Below are 23112 nucleotides of genomic sequence, written 5' to 3' on the forward strand. Positions count from 1 at the left end.
TCACCACAGGCGCCACGCCGCCGGCATCGCTCGTCACCTCCCGGGCGACGCGGGCATCGGAATCGGAGCCGAGTTGCAGCCAGGCCTCGGCGGCGCGATCCCACATCTCGCCCTTCGGCGCGCGCGGTGTCGTCATCGCGCCCGACCAGAAGGTGCTCGATTATCTCAAGGGACGTCCGCGCGCGCCGGCCTCGACGATCATGATCGACATCACGATGCGTCCTTCGACGCTCATCTCGCTCACGGCAGGCCCAGTGAACTCCACCGCATAGCCGGTGGCGCCGTCCGCGCCGATGCGCCGGATGACCTCCATCACGATGTCCTTCGGCGTGACGCCGAGCGGCGGACGTCCCGTCACCTGGATTCGCATGGTCTTCAACCGGCGGTAACGCACCGTCGAGGTCGCCAGATAATGCTCGATGTCCGAGGTGCCGATGCCGTAGCCGAGCGCGCCGAAGGCGCCGTAAGCCGTCGTGTGGCTGTCACCGGCGGCGATCACCATGCCCGGCATCACCAGCCCCTGTTCGGGGGCGACGACATGTTCGATCCCCTGACGCGGATCGAGGATGTCGAAATATTCGATGCCGAAATCGCGCGCGTTGTCGGCGAAATGGTCGACCTGCCGCGTGGCGTCGGCATCCGGCATCTGCCGGGTGCGACGCGCGGCAGTCGGATTGACGTGGTCGACCACCATCAGCGCGGCCGAGGGATTCCAAACCTTGCGCCCGGCTTCGCGCAAGCCGGCGAAGGCCTGCGGGCTGGTATATTCGTTGAGGACGGTGCGGTCGACATAGAGCAGCACCAGCCCGTCATCGTCGAGCTTGCGGACCACATGCGCGTCGATCAGCTTGTCGTAGAGCGTGCGCCCTGACATCGGGCCTCCAGGAGAAAATTGACTTTCCGTGGAGGGTGCCGGTGCGCCTTCTGGAAATCCAATGTCACGTCATGATATGATTATGCAGGATTTGCATAAGCAGGGCGGAGCCATGGAGATCAACTGGCTGCACGATTTCATCGCGGTGGCGTCGACCCGCAGCTTTTCGCGCGCGGCCGAGCAGCGCAATTCCTCGCAGCCGGCGCTGAGCCGCAGGATCAAGGCGCTGGAAGTGTGGGCGGGCGCCGCGCTGTTCGAGCGCACGACGCATGCGGTCAGCCTGACAGAAGCGGGTGATGCATTCCGCATGACCGCCGAGGACATCATCCGTCGCCTGTCCGCCGGTCGCCTGGAGGCGCAGGAGCTGGCGCGCGGCGCCTCCGACGTGCTGAAATTCGCATCGACCAATGCGCTGTCGCTGACATTCTTTCCGGACTGGCTGCGGCAGGCCGAGACGACGCTGTCATTCGTGCCGAACGTTCAGCTCGTCGCCAACCACATGGAGGCTTGCGAGCGCATGCTGTTGGCGGGCGAGGTGCATTTTCTGCTCTGCCACCATCACCCCGCCGTGGTCAGTGCGCTTACGACGGCTCGGTTCAAATCCGTCCATGTCGGCGATGACTGCCTGATCCCGGCATCGGTGCCGGCTTCGCGATCGGGCAAGGTTGCGCGCTTCAAGCTGCCGGGAACGGAAGTCATGCCTGTGCAAGTCCTGAACTACCGTCAGGAGTCCGGGATGGGACGAATACTGGAGGCGGTGCGCTCGACCTCGCCGCTCGGAGCACATTTGAAGCCGGCGTTCACTTCGCATCTTGCAAAGCTTCTCGTCACCATGGTCCAGGCCGGCCGCGGCATGGCGTGGCTTCCGCAAAGCCTCATCGCCGACCAGCTCGCATCGGGCGAACTGGTAAGGGCGGGCGGGTCGGAATGGGAGATACCGATCGAGATCCACGTGTTCAGGCCGAGATCGCGGCTGACGCAGGCGGCCGAAGCGTTCTGGACTGACGTTCACGAGCATCCCGCGAACAGCCGGCGCAAGGTGCCTCGCACGCGCCGGGGCTAGTCGCCTATTCCTCCGGCTCGGTCGTGAACAGCAGCGGATAGCCCTTGGCGCGGCCGGCGTCAGTAGCGCGCGTCGCCTTGGTCTCGGCGACGTCCTTGGTGAAGACGGCGACGACGCAGGCGCCCAGCTTGTGCGCGGTGATCATGACCTTGTAGGCCTGATCCTCGGTCATGCGGAATTCGGCCTTCAGCACCATGGTGACGAACTCACGCGGCGTGTAGTCGTCATTGATCAGGATGACCTTGTGCAGCTTCGGCCGCTCGACCTTGGTCTTCGTCCTGGTTTTCGGCTTGGTAACGGTGTCGTTCATTCCGCCTCCTGGACACGGCGGGCCTCGGGTTCCTGCCGAAGCGATCAGCTCGCGGCCTTCGCACCATATTGCAGGACCTGCACCTTCTCCAAGGTGATCAGGCCGCTCGACATCATGCCATCCAGGATGGGCAGGAATGCGTTGATGTTGTCTTCGCTGTCGACGATCTCGATCAGGAGCGGCAGGTCTTCCGAGAGCCGCAGGATTTTCGAGGTGTGCAGCCGGCTCGACTTGCCGAACCCCATCGGGCCGCGCAGCACGGTGGCGCCGGCAAGATGCCGCTCGCGCGCCGCCAGCACGATGGCTTCACAGAGCGGCTTGCCGTCATAATGATCGCTTTCGCCGATGAAGATCCGCAGCGAAACAGCCTGATTGGGGATCTGCATGGTCAACTCCTGGTCAAGCGGTTGTAACGGCTCGCGATCATATGCCCTGCCCACACCGAGACCAGCCAGCAGATGACGGACGCTGCGATATAGGCAAGTGCGGTGGATTTCATGCCGCCGTGGAACAGGCGGAAGGTCTCCAGGCTGAAGGTCGAGAAGGTGGTGTAGCCACCGCAGAACCCGGTCATCACGAACTGGCGGTGCTCTGGGCGCGCCAGCACCCGGCCGTCGGGGCCGGTCAGCGTCGCGTAGAAGCCGATGACGAGCGAACCCGTCGCGTTGATGAACAGCGTCGCGAAAGGAAAGCCGGGACCGGTATCGAGCGCGAGCCCGACCAAATAGCGCGTCAGCCCGCCGACGATGCTGCCGGCGGAGACCCAGGCGTAGAGCATCGCCGTGCGCCAGCGGTCGGCCGTGGAGGGCTTCATCTGCCGCTAGCCTCCAAGACTGTCCGCAAGGAGGAAGCCGCAGCTCACGGCCGCGAGGCACAGCCCGACCGAGGCCACGACATTGCCGATGGCCTGCACCGGCTCGCCGCCCCGCGCCAGTGTCAGCGTTTGCAGGCTGAACGAGGACACCGTGGTGTAGCATCCGAGGAAGCCCGTCACCGCGAACAGCCAGGGATTGGGCGAGGCAAACGCCGAGCCGGGATGGGTCGCCAGTGCGCCGAAGATGCCGATCAGGAAGGCGCCGGTGACATTGATGGTCATGGTGCCCCAGGGAAAAGTCTCGCCCAGCCGCCGCGCAATCGCGCCGGAGACGAAATAGCGGGCGCAGCCGCCCAGCACGCTGCCGACCGCGATTGCGACCACTCCGCTCAGCACGATGAACAGCCCCCCGTCATGTCCCGTCCTCCGCCGTCAAGCCGTTGCCGACGGCAAGCAGTCCCACCAGCGCGATCAGTGCGAAGCCGAGCCCGGCGAGGAACGTTCCCGTTGGACCATAGGCGTCCCACAATGCGCCGGCGATGACGCTCGCGGCCAGCATCGCAAGGCCCGTGAACAGATTGAAATAGCCGAACGCGGTGCCGCGCAGGGCTGGCGGGGCAGTATCGGCGACAAGGGCCGAGAGCAAGCCTTGCGTCAGTCCCATATGCAGCCCCCACAGCACGACGCCGAGGGCAAGCCCGGTCAGATCAGGCAGCAGCGCGAGAGCGAGATCGGCGCCGGCGAGAACGACCAGGCCGAGCGCGAGCAGGGCGGTCCGGTTGATCCGGTCCGACAGTACGCCGGCCGGATAGGCCGAGAGCGCGTAGGTGATGTTCATCAACACTAGCACCGCCGGCACCCACATCGCATTGAGGCCGACGTTCTGGGCGCGCAGGACCAGGAAGGCTTCGCTGAAGCGCGCGAGCGTGAACACGACGCCGACCGCGACGACGCGCCAATAGACCGGTCCGAGCTGCCGCATCGCGGCGATGTCGAGCGGGTTCTTCGCAGGTTCCCGGCTCGGGTCCGGTTCTGGTTCGTCGACCGCGAACGCGATCAGGCCAAACGACAGAAACGCCGGCACCACGGCCACCCAGAACACGGCGGTAAAATGATCTGCTGTCCACCACATCAGTCCGATCGCAACCAGCGGTCCGACGAAGGCGCCGACCGTGTCGAGCGACTGCCGCAGGCCGAAGCTGGCGCCGCGCAGACCCTTCGGCGAGATATCGGCGATCAGCGCGTCGCGGGGCGCGCCGCGAATGCCCTTGCCGACGCGATCGATGAAGCGCGCCGCGACCAGCCAGCCGACGCTGGGCGCGAGCGGGAACAACGGCTTGGTCAGGGCGGCGAGGCCATAGCCCAGGGCGGCGAGCAGCTTGCGCCGGCCGAGCCAGTCCGAGAGCGCGCCGGAGAAGATCTTCGTGATCGCAGCGGTTGCTTCCGCGATGCCCTCGATGAAGCCGACGGTGAGCGTGGAGGCGCCGAGCACCGTGACGAGATAGACCGGCAGCAGCGCATGGATCATCTCGGAGGAGATGTCCATCAGCATCGAGACGAAGCCGAGCACCCAGATCCCCCTGGGCAGCTTGGCGCGCGCAGCATTCGGTATGGTCGTCACCTCATCGCCTTCACGTCATTGCCTTCAAGTCTTGGACATCCCCCTGGCCTTGCCTCCAGGCAACAAAAAACCCGCCATCGGCGGGCTTGTCCATGCTCCCGCCAAAGGCAGAGGCTGCTAGCCTCACCTCGAGCAGGAGTCATAAGCCCATTGCGATCGTTCGACCGCCGGGCGGTTGTCGGGGGACTCCATCCCCATCTGTGCGGTCAGCCTAGCATGGAAATCACGGGGGACAAGTGGGCGGACGTGCCGTCCCACAGCGCAAGGGCGTGACGGCGCAAGCGTGGCGACATGGCGGCGATTTCGCGCGGACACACGCAGTACCTGACCTGCAAATCCCTAACCTGCAAATTCCTAATCTGCAAATTCCTAACCTGAATGTGAAGCACAAGCGATCTTCGCGCTTTGCGGCAGGGCGTTTGCATGTCACCATCGCGTCATACGACGGGAGACTGCGATGCGCTTGCTGTTCTCGATCGGGGCTGTGCTGGTGGCCGGCGTGCTTGCCGGGGGGGACGTCGCGGGCATCGCGGCACCGAGTCCTAAACTCGAACCGCCGAAATTTGAACCTTCAAGACACCAGCGGCAGGCTGCCGATGGCGATGCACAATCGGTTGACGTCGAGCTGATCCTCGCGGTCGACGTCTCCTATTCCATGGACATGGACGAACTCGCGATCCAGCGCGAAGGATACGCGCAGGCGATCCAGTCGAAGGAATTCCTGCAGGCGCTGAAGGCCGGCCCCAACGGCAGGATCGCGGTGACCTATTTCGAGTGGGCGGCATCCAGCGACCAGAAGATCATCATCCCCTGGCGTTTGATCGACGGACCGGAGACGGCCGATGCGGTCGCGGCCGAGATCATGAAGACGCCGATCCGTCGCGCCTCCCGCACCTCGATCTCGGGTGCGATCGGATTTGCGATGCCCTTGTTCGACGAGGATCCCTATCACGGACTTCGTCGCGTCGTCGACATTTCCGGCGACGGCCCCAACAACAATGGCGGGCCGGTCACCGTGGCGCGCGACACCGCGCTCGAGAAGGGCATCATCATCAACGGCCTGCCGATCATGGTGAAGGAGCCGTCCTATTCGACGATGGATATCGACAATCTGGACTATTACTACGAGGATTGCGTCATTGGTGGACCCGGCTCCTTCGTGATCGCGATCAAGGATCGCGACAAGTTCAAGGAGGCGATCCGCACCAAGCTCCTGATGGAGGTCGCCGGCCGTACGCCCGAACGTCCCGTGGTGCATGTTGCGGAGAAGGACAAGGAGCCGCGCGTGAACTGCCTGATCGGCGAGAAGATCTGGTCGGATCGCTGGGGCCGCTAAGGGCCCGTTCCGATAAGGCCCTGCGTCTCATCCCGTCGAGCGCCCGAGGTTAACCACTCGTTAACCGTGGCGTGGCCTATTCGATGTGTTTCCGAGTGTGTCTGACGCCGCCTGCCGGTGCTCGAAACAGGCGAGTTCGGCGGGGCCCATTCACCGAGCAAGCCCATGGCCATCGTCACATCAAGCACCAGCCAGATTTCACCTGCCAACGAGCGGATGTATCACCAGAGCGCTCTGCTCGGTGACTGGAAGGGCAATTGGGCGGGCAACAATCAGCCCGTCGGCTTCAAGGTCGTGAACATCCGCGGTTCGCGTGCACAGGTCGAGTACACCCATAATGGTCACACCGAGCGTGGCTTTGCCCAGGTCAGCGGCTCGCTGATTACTTTCGGCTCGGTGACTGTCGGCACCAAGGACGGCAAGAATTTGGTGCTGCTGTTCTCCGCAGGCGGTGCCGGCAAGCAGACCGCGACGCTCGAAAAGCAAGCGCCGCCGGCCTCCGACAGTCGGCTTATGGGAAGCTGGGGCGGCTATTCCAGCGACAACGGCAAGAGCGCGAGCTTCAAGGTGCTTGCCGTCAACGGCAATGAAGCGCAGGTCAGCGTCACCACCGACGGCATCACCCGCCAGGGCACCGGCATCGTCTACAAGAACGTCATCATGTTCGGACAGGCGCAGATTGCGACGGACGACGGGCAGAACGGCAAAATCATCTACCAGGTCGGCACCAAGTCCTTCATGGTGCCGGTGACGAAATATCCGCCGGCGGATACGTCATCCTCGGTGGACCGGACGGCATAGCCGGTCACGTCGGCTATCGTCCGCATTGAACTGCTTGCTAAGGGAGGAGAGCCATGGCCGACGAGCCCCGCATGATGGTCGGCGCTGCGACCGTCTTCGTCGTCTCCGACATCGACGCAAGCCTCGCCTATTACCGCGACGCGCTCGGCTTCCAGGTTACATTCGAATACGGCTCGCCCTTGTCCTATGCCTGCCTCTGTCGCGACGAGGTGGATCTGCATCTGCTCGCGGCGGCGGCAACGAAACGATTGCCCGGGCAGGGCGGCCTCTGCATCTTCGTGCGGGACGTGGACCCGCTCTACACCGAACTGTCCGGACGCGGCGCGAGGCTGATCAACCAGCCGCAGGATCGCGACTATGGCATGCGCGACTTCGACGCGGTCGATGCCGACGGCAACCAGGTCACATTCGGCATGGGCATCTCCGGAACCGAGTGAGCAGTCCCGGCTCCGCTGGCGTTTGCGGCATCCTTCGCGTATAATTGACGAGCTTTCTGACGGTTACCTGAATGCCCAACCTTACTCGTTTCGGCGCTGTTACGGCCCTTGTTGCAGTTCTCTGCCTCAGTGGAGCACCTTCGCATGCGCAGGTCGCACCTCTGAGGTATTGGATTCCCGGCGGGGCTTTTGGTTACGGCGGCAGCACCGAGAGCTACAGTAACTTTCCAAGTACGGCCGATGCCAACGGCGGCTACGATTTTCGCCCCGGTTTCTTCGTCGGAAGCCAGCACGGCAATTTCGGCCTGAGCAATTTCACCCAGGCTGGGCCCGCGAGCAATTTCAGCGCGCTCTCCTACGACAGCACGCAATTCGGCTACAACATGAAGACCGCAGGGGGCTCGCCCGTAACGTTCTTTGCCGGGTTCGACACGCTCAAATACGGCAACGGCATCGGCAGCTCGGTTGCGCCACTGACCTCCGCCGCCGCGCCCGGCTACGGCGCCTTTGCCGGCGTCGAATTCAAGCCGACCTCCAACCTCAGCCTGTCGTTCGGAGCCGGGTTCGCCCAGCAGGACGGCAGCCGTATGGACAGCGATATCAGGTCGAACATGCTGCCCGGCGAGTCGCCGGCGCTGGGTCAGCTGCGGCGCTGACACGTCATCGCGTAAACCGCGCGACCAATTCCACATGGGGCGTGTGGCGGAACTGGTCGACCGGGATCACCGCGTCGATCTTGTAGCCGCCGTCGATCAACAGCCGCGCGTCGCGGGCGAAGGTGGCGACGTTGCAGGACACGGCGATCACCACGGGCACCTTGCTCGCAGCGAGTTTCAGCGCCTGAGCCTGCGCGCCCTGGCGCGGCGGATCGAACACCACGGCATCGAAATCGCGCAGCTCCGGCGGCACTAGAGGACGGCGGAACAGATCGCGCGGCTCGCACTTGATCGGCTTCAGCCCCGGCGTGCGCGCAGCCTTCGCGAGCGCGGCAATGGCGCCGGCATCGCTGTCATAGGCGGTGACGCGCGCCTTCTCTGCAAGCCGTAGCGCAAACGGGCCGACGCCGCAGAAGAGATCGAGAACGTCCCTGGCCTTGCCGATGCGTTCGGCGACGAGGGCGGCAAGCGTCTCTTCGCCCGCGACGGTCGCTTGCAGGAACGAGCCCGGCGGCAGTGTCACTTCAGCGCGGCCCATCTTCAGCGTCGGCGGCAGCCGTTGCAGGACCAGCTCGCCATGCCGCGTCAGCCGCGCAAGTCGATGCTGCTCGGCGACGCGCGACAGCGCCGTGACCAGCGGCGTCGGCAGCGGGCCGGAGCCGCGCACGTCGACATCGAGGCCGTTGGCGGTGGCAGTCACCTGGATATCGAGCGGCTTCGTCACCGGCATCTTCGAGGTTAGGGGCTCGGCGAGCGCCCAGGCGGCGTCGAGCGCGCCTTCTAGCGCGGGATCGAGGATCGGACAGCGGTCGATCGGGATCACGTCGTGCGAGCTTGCCGCCGCGAAGCCGACCTTCAGGATATCATGCGTGCCGAAGCGGCCGTGTAGCGTGACGCGCCTGCGGCCCGCACCGTGGGCATCGACCAGCGGCGCCACCTCGCAAGTAATGCCCGCCTGCGCCAGCGTCTCGACCACGATGTTGCGCTTCCAGGCGTGATACGGCTCGGCCGCCCAATGCTGGATCGCGCAGCCGCCGCAAATGCCGAAATGCGGACAGAACGGTTCGATGCGCTCGGGGCTCGCGACGTCGACCGCCAGCAGCTTGCGACGATCGGGATGATGTCCGGCGACGTGATCGACCTCGACGCTCTCGCCGCCAAGTGTATAAGGCACGTAGATCGCATCGCCAGTCGTCAGCGAGACGCCGTCGCCGCGATGGCCGACATGATCGATCGTGAGGCGTTCAACCACGGCGCGCGCCCAGGAAGAATTCGATGTTGCCGTCGCCGCCCGCGATCGAGGACGGAAACACCTCGATGTCGATGCAGCCGAGCGATGCTGCAAAGGCCGCGATGTCCTCGCATATCTCCTGGTGCACCGCTGCGTCTCGGACGATGCCCTTCTTGTTGTGCTTACGCTCGGCCTCGAATTGCGGCTTGATCAGCGCCAGCAGGCTCATCGGCGCAGCCGCCAGCGACAGCGCCACGGGAAGCACCGTCTTGAGCGAGATGAAGCTGACGTCGATCACGACGACATCGGGCCGCGCCGGAAGCCGCTTGCCTTCATAGGCGCGGATGTCGGTCTCTTCCATCGACATGATTTTGGGATGACCGCGCAGCGAGGGATGCAACTGGCTGGTGCCGACATCGATGGCGAACACCAGGCTCGCCCCGTTCGCCAGCAGCACCTCGGTGAAACCGCCGGTCGAGGCACCGACGTCGAGACAGACATGATCCTCGACGTCGATCGGGTAGCGCTCGAGTGCGCCGGCGAGCTTGATGCCACCGCGCGAGACGTAGGGGTGTGCCGGCTCAGCCTGGATCACCGCGTCCTCGGCGATCGTCTCCGATGGCTTGGCGACCTGCCTGTCGTCGGCCGTGACCAGCCCGGCCTCGATCGCCGCGCGCGCCCGTGCCCGGCTCTCGAACAGGCCGCGCTCCACCAGCAGAACGTCCGCGCGCTTGCGGGCAGGGGACAATTGACTCTCCGGCGATGACTGAAACGTTTATGTAGCGATCAATCGCGCGGCTGCCATCCGAACGCAAGTCTCGAACGCGGCGAGATCGTGCCAGACATCGACCGGCTGCTTGACCGGCGTCACCAGCGGGCAGCCGTGCAGCTCCAGCGCATGGATCATCATGAGGTTGTCGACGAGACCGAAATCCTCGACCGTCAGCCCTTGCGCATCGACCAGTCGCCCGTTGTCCGGGGTGACTTCGGCGAGGCGGCCGAGGCGGCCGGCATAGACGGTGGGATCGTTGGAGTATGCGAGGCAAAACTTGCGGCGGCCGGCCATGTAGCCGAGCTCGTAGACGGTACCTGGATCGGCGCCGGCCCCGCGGAACGGCGTCAGGTTCGCGATGATGGCCTCGGCCTCGTCCATCATCGCCTCGTTGGCGCAAAAGATCTGCCGCGAGGCGTCGGTCGCGGCGAGATCGACGGTGTTGTCGAGGGGATAGAGGCCCGCGAGACCGTGAGCAGCGCAGATCGCGGCCTTGCGGCGGCCCATCTCCACCGCATCCGGCAGGAACACATCGGGACCTGCCAGATAGATTTTCATGAGACTACCGTGCGAGGAGGCATTGAGTCGCCGCGGCGTCGGCGGTGCAAAACCTCTCCCGGAGGGAGAGGTCGCGCCGAAGGCGCGGGTGAGGGGTTATGCTCTCACCTGGGACCTGAACCCCTCACCCGGATCGCTTGCGCGATCCGACCTCTCCCTACGGGAGAGGTGGGTCCGGTGCCCGTAGGACGTATCAAGCCAGCTTCACCGTCTCGGTCTTGACGTCCTTGCCGAGCGCTTCGAACACCTTTGCGACGATGCCCTTGGCGTCGAGACCGGCACGGGCGTACATCGCGGCCGGGGTATCGTGGTCCTGGAACACGTCGGGCAGGACCATCGAGCGGAACTTGAGCATGCCAGTGTCGAGCACGCCCTGATCAGTCAGGAACTGCGCGACGTGCGAGCCGAAGCCGCCGATCGAGCCTTCCTCGACCGTGATCAGCACGTCGTGGTCGCGGGCCAGCTTCAGCACCAGCTCGGTGTCGAGTGGCTTCATGAAGCGCGCATCCGCGATCGAGGTCGACAGGCCATGGGCCGCGAGCTCGTCAGCGGCCTTCTCACATTCGGCCAGACGCGTGCCGAAGGAGAGCAGGGCGATCTTGTTGCCCTGGCGGATCATGCGGCCCTTGCCGATCTCGAGCGGGATGCCGACCTCGGGCATCTCGATGCCGCGGCCTTCGCCGCGCGGATAACGCAGCGAGCTCGGACGGTCGTCGATCGCGACCTGGGTCGCGACCATGTGCACGAGTTCAGCTTCATCCGCCGCCGCCATGATCACCATGTTGGGCAGACAGCCGAGATAGGCGTTGTCGAACGAGCCGGCATGGGTCGCGCCATCGGCGCCGACGAGGCCGGCGCGGTCGATGGCGAAGCGCACGGGGAGATTCTGGATCGCGACGTCATGCACGATCTGGTCATAGCCGCGCTGCAGGAAGGTCGAGTAGATCGCGCAGAACGGCTTGTAGCCTTCGGTCGCAAGACCGGCGGCGAAGGTCACCGCGTGCTGCTCGGCGATGCCGACGTCGAAGGTGCGGTCCGGGAACGCCTTGTTGAAGATGTCGACGCCCGTGCCGGATGGCATCGCCGCGGTGATGGCGACGATCTTGTCGTCCTTCTGCGCTTCCTTGACGAGGCTCTGGCCGAACACGTTCTGGTAGGCCGGCGCGTTCGGCTTGGCTTTCGCCTGGGTGCCGGTGGCGACGTCGAACTTGACGACGGCATGGTACTTGTCGGCAGAGGCTTCCGCCGGACCGTAGCCCTTGCCCTTCTGCGTCACGACGTGGACCAGGATCGGGCCGGTTTCCATGTCGCGCACGTTCTTCAGCACGGGCAGGAGATGGTCGAGGTTATGGCCGTCGATCGGGCCGACGTAATAAAAGCCGAGCTCCTCGAATAGTGTGCCGCCGTCCATCATGAAGCCGCGGGAATATTCCTCGACGCGGTTGGCGCGGTTGGCAAGGATCTTGGGCAGACGCTTGTTGATCTGCTTGGCCGCATCACGCAGCGTGCGATAGGTCTTGCCGGAGTAGAGGCGCGACAGATAGGCGCTCATGGCGCCGACCGGCGGCGCGATCGACATGTCGTTGTCGTTGAGGATCACGATCAGGCGCGAATTCATGGCGCCGGCATTGTTCATGGCCTCATAGGCCATGCCCGCCGACATCGCACCGTCACCAATCACGGCGATAACGTTGTTCTTGCCGCCGGAAAGGTCGCGTGCGACCGCCATGCCGAGACCGGCGGAGATCGAGGTCGAAGAATGCGCGGCGCCGAACGGATCGTAATCGCTCTCGCTGCGCTTGGTGAAGCCGGACAGGCCGCCGCCGGTGCGCAGCGTGCGAATGCGGTCGCGCCGTCCGGTGAGGATCTTATGCGGATAGGCCTGATGGCCGACGTCCCAGATCAGCCGGTCGCGCGGCGTGTCGAAGACGTAGTGGATCGCGGTGGTGAGCTCGACCACGCCGAGGCCCGCGCCGAAGTGACCGCCGGTCACCGAGACGGCATCGATCGTTTCCTGCCGCAGTTCGTCGGCGACCTGGCGAACCTGCTCAACCTTGAGCTTGCGCAGGTCATCCGGCGTCCGGATGGTGTCGAGAAGCGGCGTCTTGCTGTATGCGTTCACGGCGATTTCCAATTTGTCAGCGCCGGAATGTCATTCCGGTGCGCGATGGGTTTGCACAATTTCGGCGCAGCGCGAGTCCTCAAACCGTCGGAGCCACCTGCATGGGGCAAAGCCCCGTCTTCAAGCTTAGGTGAGCTTAAGTGCGCTCCGGTTCAGTCTCTGTGATCCCTGTCACGTAGATCGGCTTCGTCCGTCCCCAGCCAATTCATTAGCGATTTGAAGGTCTTGTCGTTGGTTATCGGTCCCCACGTCAAGGCTAACAAAAAGCCACACTGCGAGCAGCTTTACACCAAACCTTGGGCTAAAGCCAACCCGCCGGACCGATTAGGGGTATGCAGGTGCAACCGGCGGGCCAATTTGGTTAATTGCGGCGCCGGGGTGGAGGTTCCAATGATGCCCGGTTCCTTGGCAGGATTCCGGGCGAAAGAACAGACGTTTTGGGGGATTTTCGGGCCGACGGGCCGCGGGCAAGAAAAATTCCTCAAATCCGGCCGGCGGCTGGAGACGGTCGCTGGAAGAGGCAGGCGTGCGATCTTGAAAAAACGCAGATGACCGCTGCTCGAGATGGGCAGCTTCGGACGCCGCCCTAATGCACGTCGAGCGGGGCGGTGCCGGTCGCCTGACCGCTGGCATCGGTCGTGATCTTGTCGACGCGTGCCTCGGCCTGCCGCAGCAGCTCCTCGCACCGGCGCTTGAGGGCTTCGCCGCGCTCATAGATCGTGACCGATTCCTCGAGCGGCACCTTGCCATCCTCGAGCCGCTTCACGATTGTCTCGAGTTCCTCGATCGCGCGCTCGAAGGTGAGCCTGGAGACGTCGACTAGGGTATTTTCGGCCATATCCGTTTCCGATTGCCCGATTTGCGTCAGATGCAGAAAAAGCAGAGTTTTGCGGGCGTAATGTGGCGGGTCGTTTCAGGCCCCCATCAGGGCGCCGACATGCGCCGTAACAGATTCTTTCAGTCCTTGCAGGTCATAGCCGCCTTCGAGCACAGAAACAACGCGCCCCCCGGCAGACTTGTCGGCCAGGTCCATCAGCTTGCGCGTCACCCAGGCATAGTCCTCCGCGCGCAGATTCAGCGAGGCCAGCGGATCGCGGAAATGCGCGTCGAAACCTGCGGAGATGATCAGCAGTTCGGGGCTGAACTTTTCCAGTTGCGGCAGGATCAGGTTCTCGAATGCGGAACGGAATTCCGGCCCGCCGTCTTCCGAGGCGAGCGGCGCGTTGACGATGGTGTCGTGGTCGCCGCGTTCGCTCTTGGCGCCGGTACCCGGAAACAGCGGCATCTGATGGGTCGAGCAGTACATCACCGAGGGGTCAGACCAGAAGATGTCCTGCGTGCCGTTGCCGTGATGCACGTCGAAATCGACGATGGCGGCCCGCTTGATGCCGTATTTGCGCTGCGCATGGCGCGCGGCGATCGCGACATTGTCGAAGAAGCAGAAGCCCATCGGCTTGCCGATTTCGGCATGATGGCCGGGCGGACGCACGGCAACGAAGGCGTTGCGATGCTCGCCATTCATCACCGCTTCGGTCGCCGCCACCGCGCCGCCGACGCCGCGCATCACCGCTTCCCACGTGCCCGGCGACATCGAGGTGTCGCCGTCGATGTAGATCAGGCCGCTGGTTGGCGCCATGTGGCGCAGCTCGGTGACGTAGTGCTCGTTGTGGCACAGCGTGACGAGATCGAGATCGCCCTCCGGCGCCTGATCGCGCACCAGGAACTGGAAACGCTCATGCGACAGCGCTTCCTCGACCGCGCGCAGGCGGTCCGGGCGCTCGGGGTGTCCCGGCGGCGTGACGTGGTCGAGGCAGGCCTTGTGGGAAAGAAGAAGCGTGCTCATCAGGTCGGCCTCGCGGGGAACGAACTCTCGACGTCGCTTGGCGCATCCGACGCCAAAACGCAATGCAAAACACAATCTAGGCGTTCCCCGCGGAATGGCAAAGGCCCGCCCCGTTCCGGCCCGTTTGATCCAGATCAATTGACGCGCAGAATGCGGGTGGGCGGCAACGGGCCGACCGGACCATGCGCCTTAAAGAAGGCAAACAGCGCGTCGGAATCGTAACCGCCATATTGCGGAAGGGTGCCCTGCTTGGCGACGGAAAAGCCGTCGCCCCCGACGGCCAGATAGTCGTTGAGGGTGACGCGATAGAAGGTGGCCGGCTCGATCGGCTTGCCGTTGAGCGTCATCTTGTCGGCCGCGATGCGCTCGCCGAACGGCTTCGATGCGTCCCAAGTGTAGCTGAACCCGTCCGACACCTGCAGGATCCGTGGCCGCTTCGGATCGAGCCATTGCTGCTCCAGCATGTCCTTCAGCTGGTTGCCCGTGAGCGTCACGGTGACGAGGCGGTTGCGGAACGGCTGGCTTGCGAATATCTCGCCGTAGGACACCGCGCCGTTCTCCTTCGGAGCGATGTCGGTGCGAATGCCACCGGGATTGGTGAGCGCGATGACGGCGCTGCCATCCTTGGCGTCCTTGGTGGCGGCCAGCTGTGCATCGGCGATCACGTCGCCGAGCGCGCTTTCGCCGGCCTCGTTCGGAACGCGCGACAGCGTCTGCGTCACCGATCCGGCCGGGCGATTGGCGATCGGTGCCGAAAGCCTGTCATAGGCGTCGATCAGCGCAATCTGCTCGGGGTCCCTGGCCAGCGAGGCATTGGCGACGATGACGTTCTCGCCCCTGGCGCCGACGACGTCGCGGGTGACCGGATCGAGCTTCAGGTCGATCGCAGTGACCAGCGTGCCGTATTTGTCGCCACTGGTCACCAGCCGGCCGTCGATGTCGCAGACATAGGCGCGATGGGTGTGGCCGCTGACGACGACGTCGACCGCGCGGTCGAACTTCTTCACGATGTCGACGATCGGCCCTGTGATTTCAGGGCATTCGTTGTAGTCACCCCGGGGCTCACCGCCCTGGTGAATCAGCACCACGATGGCCTCGACGCCGCGCGCCTTCAGTTGCGGCACCAGCGCGTTCACGGTCTCGGCCTCGTCGCGGAATTCCAGCCCTGCGATACCTGACGGAGAAACGATGCCTGCGGTCTCCTTCAAGGTCAGCCCGATGAAGGCGACCGGGATACCCTCGAACTCCCTGATCTCGTAGGGCGGCAGAATGCTCTTGCCGGTGGCAGTATCGACGGTTGACGCCGCGAGATAATGGAATTTCGCGCCCGTGAAGGCATGCGGTCCCTGACAGCCATCCTCCGGATGGCAGCCGCCGTTCTGCATCCTGAGCAGTTCGGTCTTGCCCTCGTCGAATTCGTGATTGCCAACCGAGGTGATCGCAAGTCCCATCATCGAGAGCGATTCGATTGAGGGCTCGTCATGAAACATCGCCGACAAGAACGGGCTGGCTCCGATCAGATCGCCGGCCGCGACGAAGATGGTGTTCTTGTGCCCCTCGCTCAATTGCTTGACCAGAGTCGCCATGTACTCGGCGCCACCGGCGGCCACCATGACCTTCTTGCTCTTGTCTTCAGGGTCATTGATGCGGATGCCGCCCGGCGGCGGACGGAGATTGCCGTGGAAATCGTTGATCGCGAGAATGCGCAGCTCGACAGGCGCCGCGGTCTGGGCGGAAGCGGGGAGGGCGCAGAGCGCGAGCGAGAGCGTGGCAAGGATGTATCGGTATGGCATGGAACCAGATTAATCGTTCCGCGCGAAGATTTCACGAAGCTTGTTGCTGTCATTGCGGGCTCGCGACTTCGTCGCGTCTGGAATGACGACCATTGGCTAAACGCCGGCCGGGCCCTAGCGCTTCTTCCTGTTGGCAAAGGCATTGAACGCGGCCGTTGCCTCGTCCGACTTCAGCCGCTCGCCGAACAGATGGCCTTCCTGGTCGATGCGCCGGGTGAGCTCCTCCGGTGGAGCGCGCAACAGCTTGCGCGAGGTCGCGACCGCTTCGGCCGGCAGCCGGCAGATCTCGCGCGCCACCTTGCGGGCCTCGACCTCGGTATGTCCCGGCGAGACCACTGAGTTGACGAAGCCGGCGGCGTGGGCCTCGGCGGCGGTGAAGCTGCGTCCCATCACCAGCATGGCGAAGGCGCGCTGGTAGCCCATGGTGCGGGGCATCAGGAGGCTCGCGGCACCGACCGGAACGAGCCCGAGATTGATGTAAGGCGCCGAGAAGGTCGCGGCGTTGGAGGCGAGCACGTAGTCGCAGTGAAACAGCATCACGGTGCCCATGCCGATCGATGCGCCGTCGACGGCTGCAATGATCGGCTTGACGTTGAGCGCCAGCGAATAGAGGAACCTGGCTCCATCCGACAACGCCTCGGGACGCGAGGCGTCGGCCTTCACGAAATCGTCAATGTCATCGCCGGCCGTGAACACACCGGAGCCGCCGGTGATGATCATGCAGCGGATATCAGGGTTGTTCTGCGCCGTGTCGATCGCGCGGCTCATCTCGCGATACATATCCTGTGTAATCGCGTTCTTCTTGCCCGGACGGCGCAGGGTAATGACGCGCGTGGCGCGTTCCTCGGTGACGATGATATTGCCGTTCGGCATGAGCACTCCCTGCGATCGCCGCGGCGCCTGCCCTCGGCGAGTCTTGCAGGGCGTAGCCTACATGATCCCGCAGGCGTGCCAATGCTGCGGCTCGACCATTTCGGCCAAGATGTCTATGAGCGGTTGCATGACACCCGCCCGATGGTCGCGCTCGTCCGGGAGGAACTGTGATGCGACGCTCACGATCCCGCGGGCGTTTTGCGCATTGCAACAATCGGCTACAATGTTTCATTTGAAAAACCATGGGTTGTGCGGCACGATCGTCCGTCTCGTTCCATCAGGCCATTATTTGACCGATGATTGCCGCAACGGCCGTTGACGAATCCTCGCTGCATTATCGCGGCTGGCGCGTGGTGCTGGCCTGTTTCCTGATGGCCTTCTTCATGTTCGGCTTCGGCCTCTACGGCCAGGGCGTCTATCTTGCCGAGCTCCAGCGTGCCCATGGCTGGCCCGGCACGCTGGTGTCGGCGGCCAGCACCTTCTCGTTCCTGCTGACCTCGGTCCTCGTCATCTTCACCGACGATTTGCTCGCCCGCATCGGGCTGCGGGCGCTGATCCTGTGCGGGCTGACGGCGCTTGGCGCTTCGACGGCGCTGCTCGGACTGATGCAGGCGCCCTGGCAGCTCTATGTCGCCTACGGGCTGATGTCGATCGGCTGGACCGGCATGGGCTCGGTGGTGATCGCGACCGTGCTGAACACCTGGTTCGCGGAGCGTCGCGGCCTCGCCCTCAGCCTTGCTTTCAACGGCGCCACCTTCGGCGGCATCATTCTCGTTCCGATCTTGTTGGCGCTGAGCAGCAGCATCGGCTTCAGCTCAGCCATGCTGGCAGCCACTGTCGTGATGGTGGTGCTGGTGCTGCCGGTTGTTGTCGTCTTCACCGGCTGGTCGGTGAATACATCGCCGAATGCAGGGGCACCGGTTTCCGGCGGCAGGGCAGCGGGTCATTCGCGCAAGGAGCTGCTCGCCAACGCATCGTTCTGGACCATGGTGCTGCCGATCGCGATCGCGCTGCTGGCGCAGATGGGGTTCATCATCCATCAGGTGACGTTTCTCGAACCGCTGATCGGCCGCGCCAGCGCAGGCTTTGCCGTCACCCTCATGGCGGCGATGGCGGTGGTCGGACGGCTGTCCCTCGGCCTGTTCGTCGACCGGCTGGACCCGCGGCTCGCTTGTGCGGCGTCGATGACCAGCCAGGCAGCCGCGCTGCTCGTGTTGCTGCAAAGCCAGAGCGCGACCGTGCTGCTGATGTGCTGCGCGGTTTACGGCTTCTCAATCGGCAACATGATCACGTTCCCGCCCTTGATCATCCAGCGCGAGATCGGCAGCGCGGCCTTTGCCGCCGCGATGGGGCTGGGGACGTCGATCAGCGGCATCGTCAGCGCCTTTGGCCCCGGCATCGTCGGCCTCGTACGCAGTGTGAGCGGCGACTACACGATGGCGTTTGCGATATGCGTGGCGCTGGATGTCGTCGCCGCCGGCATCGTGCTATGGCGGCCGGGGAGGCGGGTGAAGGTCGCAGCATCGTAGCCCGCGCTTATTTATTTGCGCGCTCGTGCCTCGGACGCAGCGCGTCCGGGACACGAGCAACTGCTCACCCCAGCAGCACCGCATCCGCCGCCGCAACCGACTCCGCACTCTCAGTCACGGCGCGCTCGAGCGCTGCGGCCTGCACCGCGATGTTCTCGGCGAAGAAGCGGGCCAGCGAGACGTAGCGCGACGCCTCGCTGTTGCCGTCGGCCTTCGCGGCCAGCGCTTCGGAGGCCAGCAAGCAGCCGCCGAGCGTGGCGCCGAACTGCTGAAGATAGGGCGTCGCGCCGGCGAGTGCGTCGTTTGGTGCAGAGGTGACGCGTTCGAGCAGCCATTTGCTGGTGCGCCTCAGCGCCTCCAGCGCCTCGCGCAATTTCACGCCGCTGGTGCCGAAGGCGGGATCGTTGGAGGCCTCGACTTGGGCGACGGTCGCTGCGAGCTCGTCGAGCAGCGCCCACACCGACGCCCCGCCATTGGCCGCCAGCTTGCGCGTGACGAGATCGATCGCCTGGATGCCGTTGGTGCCCTCATAGATCGCGGTGATGCGCGCATCGCGATAGTGCTGCGCGGCACCGGTCTCTTCGATGAATCCCATGCCGCCATGCACCTGCACGCCGAGATAGGCGACCTCGTTGCCGATATCGGTGGAATAACCCTTCGCCATCGGCGTCAGCAGCGCCGCGCGTGCGGCCGCTTCCGCGCGCACCTTGGGATCCTTGGCGCGCATGGAGACGTCGAGCGCGACCGCGGTCGCATAGCAGATGGTGCGCGCGGCCGCCGTCTGCGCCCGCATCCGCATCAGCATGCGCTTGACGTCGGGGTGGACGAAGATCGCATCCGACCCATCGCCCTTCTTGCCGACGGCGCGGCCCTGCTTGCGTTCCTGCGCATAGGCCAGCGCCTGCTGATAGGCGCGATCGGCGACGCCGACGCCCTCGAGGCCGACGCCGAGGCGGGCCTGGTTCATCATCGTGAACATGCAGCGCATGCCCTGGTTCTCTTCACCGATCAGAAATCCGATCGCGCCGCCATGATCGCCCATGGTCATGGTGCAGGTGGGCGAGGCATGCATGCCGAGCTTGTGCTCGACGCCAGAGGCAAAGATGTCGTTGCGCGCGCCAAGCGAGCCGTCTTCATTGACCATGAATTTCGGCACGAGGAAGAGCGAGATTCCCTTGGTGCCGGCGGGCGCGTCAGGCAGACGCGCCAGCACGAAATGCACGATGTTGTCGGTCATGTCGTGCTCGCCATAGGTGATGAAGATCTTCGTCCCCTTGATGCGATAGGTGCCGTCGGCCTGCTTTTCGGCGCGGGTGCGCAGCGCGCCGACGTCGGAGCCGGCCTGCGGCTCGGTGAGCTGCATCGTGCCGGTCCATTCGCCGGAGACGAGCTTTTCGAGATAGATCTTCTTCAGCTCGTTGCTGCCATGCGCATCCAGCGCCTCGATCGCCGAGGCTGTCAGCAGCGGGCAGAGGCCGAAGGCGACGTTCGAGGCGCTCCAGATCTCGGTGCAGGCGGCGTTGATCGCCAGCGGCAGGCCCTGGCCACCGAAATCCTCGGGTCCGGACACTGCGTTCCAGCCACCCTCGATCCAGCGCTTATAGGCATCCGGCCAGCCCGGCGCGGTCGTGACCTTGCCGGCGTCAAGCTTGATGCCGTGCTCGTCGCCGACCTTGTTCAGCGGCGCCAGCACGTCGGTCGCGAACTTGCCGGCTTCTTCCAGCACGGCGGCGGCGATGTCGGCGTCGAAGTCGCCGTAATGGCCGGCTTCCACGGCCGCCTTGAGGCCGGCGCCATGGTTGAGCGACAGCAGCATGTCAGAGATGGGGGCGCGGTAGGTCATGGCTCACTCCCGAAAACAGGTTTGGCGCCGTCTTCCCACGAAACGCCAGAGGTCTCAATGGCCGCGATACGGTACCGCACCGGGCTTCTGCCGGGGCTCATAATAAGGTGTGGTGCGGCCGATCCCGGCGCCCGTGGTATTTTGCCCCTCCAGGCGGTTGAAATGCCGTCCCGCTCCCTATAGACCGGCTGCGATCAGAGGGAATCTGCGGTAGCCGGTGCTTCGGCGTTCCCCTCGTCGCCTGATGGGGCGTAGCCAAGCGGTAAGGCAGCGGATTTTGATTCCGCCATTCGGAGGTTCGATCCCTCCCGCCCCAGCCAGGGCCAATGCCCTGATTCCGTTATAAAAACGGCCTTTCTCAAATGGAATTTCCAGTTTGGAAATTCCGTTTGACTCCCATTTGGAAATTCTGTGCCGGTTTCGTTTTTTGCCGGAAGCTAGATGAAAGTCGTCGCGCGGTGAACGTCGCTCAACTTATCAAAATACGAATTGAGCGGATAGACGGTGTCTGGCATCGCCCTTGCGTTCACCCTTTTGGATCCGACGCATGATCATCGGGACGCCAAGCTTTGGCAGATGCCTCAAAACGTCCTCCGCTTCGGCATAAGACTTGACGGTCTCTCCATCGAGAGTCTCTTCGAGCGGATGCAGGCAAAGGCGACGCCTTCGATGACGGCATAGACCATTGCCTCGGGACCGTGATCGACCGTTCGTCCGCCGAACGCCGCGGTCGCATGAGCATCGTTGTGCGGAAACGGAACGTACCTTCGGTCGTGCCACCGGTTACATCAATGGTTTCGAGATAGTCGAGCACACTTGGTGCACAATACCAGGGCACTCGACCCTGGTAGTCGGCCTTTCCTGGCCAAACGGCGCAGCCCTCTTTGCCCTTGATTGGGACTCCAAAGAAACGACGTGAACACGACTCGCGCGGACCTTTTGAGACTTTGCCGATACTTGATGGTCCCAGTGCTGCGTCGGACTCGCGTGGGACGGCGCGGCCGCTCTCGACCGGAGAAGCTTCGTAAAGGCCGCTCCGAAACTGAAGATTTACGCCGGTCTTTCGATATGGGCGCGAATGGCGTTTTTGTCGGTATCGATCCAGCCGTGCTCGCGAGCTTTGGCCACCATCGCCGCATAGGCCTGCTCCCAGCTTGCGTCGTCGGGGCGGCCGTCCAGGGTCGGGATCAGGTCGATCGAGACGAGCGCATCGCGATCGTCGAGCAGCGTGATCCCGTTCCAGCTCTGTGTTTCCGGGCGGGCACCGGCGTGCAGCACCAGCTTGAAGCTGCGGAAGTCGTTCGGTTCAGCCAGTCGGACGACACCGCCGTCCAGGCATTCGATGATCACGACGGCGCTCCTTCCTATGCTTCCGACCTGTTTGGTTATGATGCCAGGATTGCCACCAAGGGGCGACTTGGCTTGGGCGGCGCGCGCAGCGCGTCCTGAAAATTGACAAGAGGATTTCGCGATGGGTAGGCACCACCTGCACGGCCGCTGCTTCGAGTGCGCGGTGTACATGGTCGTACACCCGAGCTAATGCGCGGCGATGCTCGCGCTCTCGATCACTCGCTTGTAGCGTGCGGTCTCCTCGACGATGAACGGTTCCATTGCGTCCGGCCCCTTGTCGGCAATCGACACTTGGCCGTTGGTGGTGAGGTCCGCGACGATGGCGGGGTCGGCGAGCACGGCGGCCAGCGCCTCGGAGAGCTTGCTGACGATGACCGGGTCGGTCCCGGCCGGGACCGAGACCCCAGGTCGAGCCGACGCTGACGGCGTCCGGGTAGCCGACCTCGAGCACCGTCGGCGCGTCAGGCAGCGCGGCTAGCCGCGCGGTGCCGGTGGTGCCGAGCACCTTGACCTTGCCGGTGTCGATCAGCGGCCTGAGCACGCTGAGGTAGTCGAAAGAGACGTCCAGGATGCCCGACATCATGTCGGTCATCTGGCTCGAACCCGACTTGTAGGGCACGTGGGTCAGCTTGATGCCGGCGGCCGCCTGGAACATCTCGCCGGCAAGGTGTTGAGCGGTGCCGGGGCCGGGGAGCCGAAGTTGATCTTGCCCGGATTGGCCTTCGCGTAGGCGACGAACTCGGCCAGCGTGCTGTACGGCGCTGCCGCGGTCGCGACGAGAATCTGGTTCGCCGAGCTCACGCCGCGGACGTGGACGTAGCTGTTGTGCGCCATGAACATCCACAACATCCATCCGGGTCCGGACGTGATGACGAAGAATCCGACCTTGTTCTGGGGCCTGATCGCCTCGATGTGGGCCGGCAACCTGATGCTGTTCATCCTCAATCTTCCGCTGGTCGGGCTGTGGGTCAAGCTGCTCACCATTCCCTACCGCTATCTGTTCCCCGCGATCATGGTGTTTTGCTCGATCGGCGTCTATTCCATCAACAGCGGAACGAAGCATCGGAAGGCTGCTGCCATGATCCGCGAACCCTCTGCCTTCGAGGCGCTGCTCGAGCGCGTCCGCTGGTTGGTCCGCGACGTCGCCATTCCGGCCGAGGCGCGCGTGGAAAGCTGCGATGACGTGCCCGAAGACATCGTGGCCGTCATGCGCGCCGAGGGCTTTTCGGCTGGAGCATCCCCGAGGGCTCTGGCGGGGCCGGGCTGTCCTCCATCACTAATATCGC

At 64.3% G+C, this 23112-nt stretch carries 24 protein-coding genes, 1 tRNA gene, 2 pseudogenes and 1 riboswitch; of the genes and pseudogenes, 9 read left to right on the forward strand and 18 right to left on the reverse strand.

Going from position 1 to position 23112, the window contains the following annotated elements; genetic code table 11:
• Positions 1 to 160 precede the first annotated feature (160 nt).
• A complete protein-coding gene (locus G8O24_RS14760; protein WP_202988760.1) occupies positions 161 to 874 on the reverse strand; it encodes an aconitase family protein in 714 nt (237 codons plus the stop codon).
• 82 nt (positions 875 to 956) lie between these two features.
• Here G8O24_RS14760 and G8O24_RS14765 point away from each other — a divergent pair, with 82 nt between their 5' ends.
• Complete coding sequence (locus G8O24_RS14765; protein ID WP_244645857.1) at positions 957 to 1937, forward strand: LysR family transcriptional regulator; 981 nt, start codon at positions 957 to 959, stop codon at positions 1935 to 1937.
• Between the two features lie 4 nt (positions 1938 to 1941).
• Here G8O24_RS14765 and clpS read toward each other — a convergent pair whose 3' ends face one another.
• Genes clpS through G8O24_RS14790 form a run of 5 tightly spaced genes read right to left on the reverse strand, consistent with a single transcriptional unit; the run spans position 1942 to position 4682 of the window.
• Positions 1942 to 2247, reverse strand: a complete 306-nt coding sequence (gene clpS / locus G8O24_RS14770) for an ATP-dependent Clp protease adapter ClpS (RefSeq protein WP_025034645.1) — start codon at positions 2245 to 2247, stop codon at positions 1942 to 1944.
• A gap of 44 nt (positions 2248 to 2291) precedes the next feature.
• Complete coding sequence (locus G8O24_RS14775) at positions 2292 to 2633, reverse strand: DUF190 domain-containing protein (protein WP_188100392.1); 342 nt, start codon at positions 2631 to 2633, stop codon at positions 2292 to 2294.
• A gap of 2 nt (positions 2634 to 2635) precedes the next feature.
• Positions 2636 to 3061 (reverse strand): fluoride efflux transporter CrcB, encoded by a 426-nt coding sequence (crcB, locus tag G8O24_RS14780; protein WP_188100394.1) that lies wholly within the window; start codon positions 3059 to 3061, stop codon positions 2636 to 2638.
• 6 nt (positions 3062 to 3067) lie between these two features.
• Entirely contained in the window at positions 3068 to 3466 is a 399-nt protein-coding gene (gene crcB, locus G8O24_RS14785; protein ID WP_188100592.1) for a fluoride efflux transporter CrcB, read from the reverse strand.
• Between the two features lie 7 nt (positions 3467 to 3473).
• A complete protein-coding gene (locus G8O24_RS14790; protein WP_188100396.1) occupies positions 3474 to 4682 on the reverse strand; it encodes an MFS transporter in 1209 nt (402 codons plus the stop codon).
• 126 nt (positions 4683 to 4808) lie between these two features.
• Positions 4809 to 4887: riboswitch (Fluoride riboswitch) on the reverse strand.
• 252 nt (positions 4888 to 5139) lie between these two features.
• Between G8O24_RS14790 and G8O24_RS14795 the strand changes: the two genes are divergently transcribed.
• From G8O24_RS14795 to G8O24_RS14810, 4 genes are all read left to right on the forward strand, one after another.
• Complete coding sequence (locus tag G8O24_RS14795; RefSeq protein WP_188100398.1) at positions 5140 to 6018, forward strand: DUF1194 domain-containing protein; 879 nt, start codon at positions 5140 to 5142, stop codon at positions 6016 to 6018.
• A 165-nt stretch (positions 6019 to 6183) separates the two neighbouring features.
• Positions 6184 to 6819 (forward strand): hypothetical protein, encoded by a 636-nt coding sequence (locus G8O24_RS14800; RefSeq protein WP_188100400.1) that lies wholly within the window; start codon positions 6184 to 6186, stop codon positions 6817 to 6819.
• 53 nt (positions 6820 to 6872) lie between these two features.
• Complete coding sequence (locus G8O24_RS14805) at positions 6873 to 7256, forward strand: bleomycin resistance protein (protein ID WP_188100402.1); 384 nt, start codon at positions 6873 to 6875, stop codon at positions 7254 to 7256.
• Between the two features lie 71 nt (positions 7257 to 7327).
• Positions 7328 to 7912: a hypothetical protein gene (locus tag G8O24_RS14810; RefSeq protein WP_188100403.1), complete on the forward strand. Its 585-nt coding sequence runs from the start codon at positions 7328 to 7330 to the stop codon at positions 7910 to 7912.
• 4 nt (positions 7913 to 7916) lie between these two features.
• Here the strand turns inward: G8O24_RS14810 and G8O24_RS14815 are convergent, their stop codons facing one another.
• From G8O24_RS14815 to G8O24_RS14850, 8 genes are all read right to left on the reverse strand, one after another.
• The gene (locus tag G8O24_RS14815; protein WP_188100405.1) at positions 7917 to 9164 is read right to left on the reverse strand and encodes a class I SAM-dependent RNA methyltransferase; all 1248 of its coding nucleotides are present in this window, start codon (positions 9162 to 9164) and stop codon (positions 7917 to 7919) included.
• Positions 9157 to 9891 carry a TlyA family RNA methyltransferase gene (locus G8O24_RS14820; protein ID WP_188100407.1) on the reverse strand — a complete coding sequence of 245 codons (735 nt, stop codon included), beginning with the start codon at positions 9889 to 9891 and terminating at the stop codon, positions 9157 to 9159. Before G8O24_RS14820 ends, G8O24_RS14815 begins: the two co-directional genes overlap by 8 nt.
• A 27-nt stretch (positions 9892 to 9918) precedes the next feature.
• A complete protein-coding gene (locus G8O24_RS14825; protein ID WP_188100409.1) occupies positions 9919 to 10473 on the reverse strand; it encodes a nucleoside 2-deoxyribosyltransferase in 555 nt (184 codons plus the stop codon).
• 193 nt (positions 10474 to 10666) lie between these two features.
• Positions 10667 to 12595 carry a 1-deoxy-D-xylulose-5-phosphate synthase gene (dxs, locus tag G8O24_RS14830; RefSeq protein ID WP_188100411.1) on the reverse strand — a complete coding sequence of 643 codons (1929 nt, stop codon included), beginning with the start codon at positions 12593 to 12595 and terminating at the stop codon, positions 10667 to 10669.
• Positions 12596 to 13181: 586 nt separating this feature from the next.
• Positions 13182 to 13433 carry an exodeoxyribonuclease VII small subunit gene (locus tag G8O24_RS14835; RefSeq protein WP_188100413.1) on the reverse strand — a complete coding sequence of 84 codons (252 nt, stop codon included), beginning with the start codon at positions 13431 to 13433 and terminating at the stop codon, positions 13182 to 13184.
• A gap of 75 nt (positions 13434 to 13508) precedes the next feature.
• The gene (locus G8O24_RS14840) at positions 13509 to 14438 is read right to left on the reverse strand and encodes a histone deacetylase family protein (RefSeq protein ID WP_188100415.1); all 930 of its coding nucleotides are present in this window, start codon (positions 14436 to 14438) and stop codon (positions 13509 to 13511) included.
• A 134-nt stretch (positions 14439 to 14572) separates the two neighbouring features.
• A complete protein-coding gene (locus G8O24_RS14845; protein ID WP_188100417.1) occupies positions 14573 to 16231 on the reverse strand; it encodes a bifunctional metallophosphatase/5'-nucleotidase in 1659 nt (552 codons plus the stop codon).
• Between the two features lie 114 nt (positions 16232 to 16345).
• On the reverse strand, positions 16346 to 17104 hold the full coding sequence (locus G8O24_RS14850) for an enoyl-CoA hydratase-related protein (protein WP_188100419.1): 759 nt from the start codon (positions 17102 to 17104) through the stop codon (positions 16346 to 16348).
• A 296-nt stretch (positions 17105 to 17400) separates the two neighbouring features.
• Here G8O24_RS14850 and G8O24_RS14855 point away from each other — a divergent pair, with 296 nt between their 5' ends.
• Positions 17401 to 18633 (forward strand): MFS transporter, encoded by a 1233-nt coding sequence (locus G8O24_RS14855; protein ID WP_188100420.1) that lies wholly within the window; start codon positions 17401 to 17403, stop codon positions 18631 to 18633.
• A gap of 64 nt (positions 18634 to 18697) precedes the next feature.
• Here the strand turns inward: G8O24_RS14855 and G8O24_RS14860 are convergent, their stop codons facing one another.
• On the reverse strand, positions 18698 to 20476 hold the full coding sequence (locus tag G8O24_RS14860; protein WP_188100422.1) for an acyl-CoA dehydrogenase family protein: 1779 nt from the start codon (positions 20474 to 20476) through the stop codon (positions 18698 to 18700).
• A gap of 245 nt (positions 20477 to 20721) precedes the next feature.
• Here G8O24_RS14860 and G8O24_RS14865 point away from each other — a divergent pair.
• A tRNA-Gln gene (locus tag G8O24_RS14865) sits at positions 20722 to 20796 on the forward strand.
• Positions 20797 to 20980: 184 nt separating this feature from the next.
• On the forward strand, positions 20981 to 21157 hold the full coding sequence (locus G8O24_RS14870; RefSeq protein ID WP_188100424.1) for a hypothetical protein: 177 nt from the start codon (positions 20981 to 20983) through the stop codon (positions 21155 to 21157).
• Between the two features lie 369 nt (positions 21158 to 21526).
• Here G8O24_RS14870 and G8O24_RS14875 read toward each other — a convergent pair whose 3' ends face one another.
• From G8O24_RS14875 to G8O24_RS45600, 3 genes and pseudogenes are all read right to left on the reverse strand, one after another.
• Positions 21527 to 21826, reverse strand: a complete 300-nt coding sequence (locus tag G8O24_RS14875; RefSeq protein ID WP_188100425.1) for a hypothetical protein — start codon at positions 21824 to 21826, stop codon at positions 21527 to 21529.
• A 186-nt stretch (positions 21827 to 22012) separates the two neighbouring features.
• The gene (locus G8O24_RS45150) at positions 22013 to 22291 is read right to left on the reverse strand and encodes a tripartite tricarboxylate transporter substrate-binding protein (RefSeq protein ID WP_283815553.1); all 279 of its coding nucleotides are present in this window, start codon (positions 22289 to 22291) and stop codon (positions 22013 to 22015) included.
• 19 nt (positions 22292 to 22310) lie between these two features.
• Positions 22311 to 22765 (reverse strand): annotated as a pseudogene (locus G8O24_RS45600) (tripartite tricarboxylate transporter substrate-binding protein); the annotation flags it as partial.
• Here G8O24_RS45600 and G8O24_RS14885 point away from each other — a divergent pair.
• Positions 22656 to 22877 (forward strand): annotated as a pseudogene (locus G8O24_RS14885) (tripartite tricarboxylate transporter permease); the annotation flags it as partial. The pseudogenes G8O24_RS45600 and G8O24_RS14885 sit on opposite strands and share 110 nt — an antisense overlap.
• Positions 22878 to 23112 lie beyond the last annotated feature (235 nt).

It is taken from the genome of Bradyrhizobium campsiandrae (assembly GCF_014529705.1).
GTDB lineage: Bacteria > Pseudomonadota > Alphaproteobacteria > Rhizobiales > Xanthobacteraceae > Bradyrhizobium > Bradyrhizobium campsiandrae.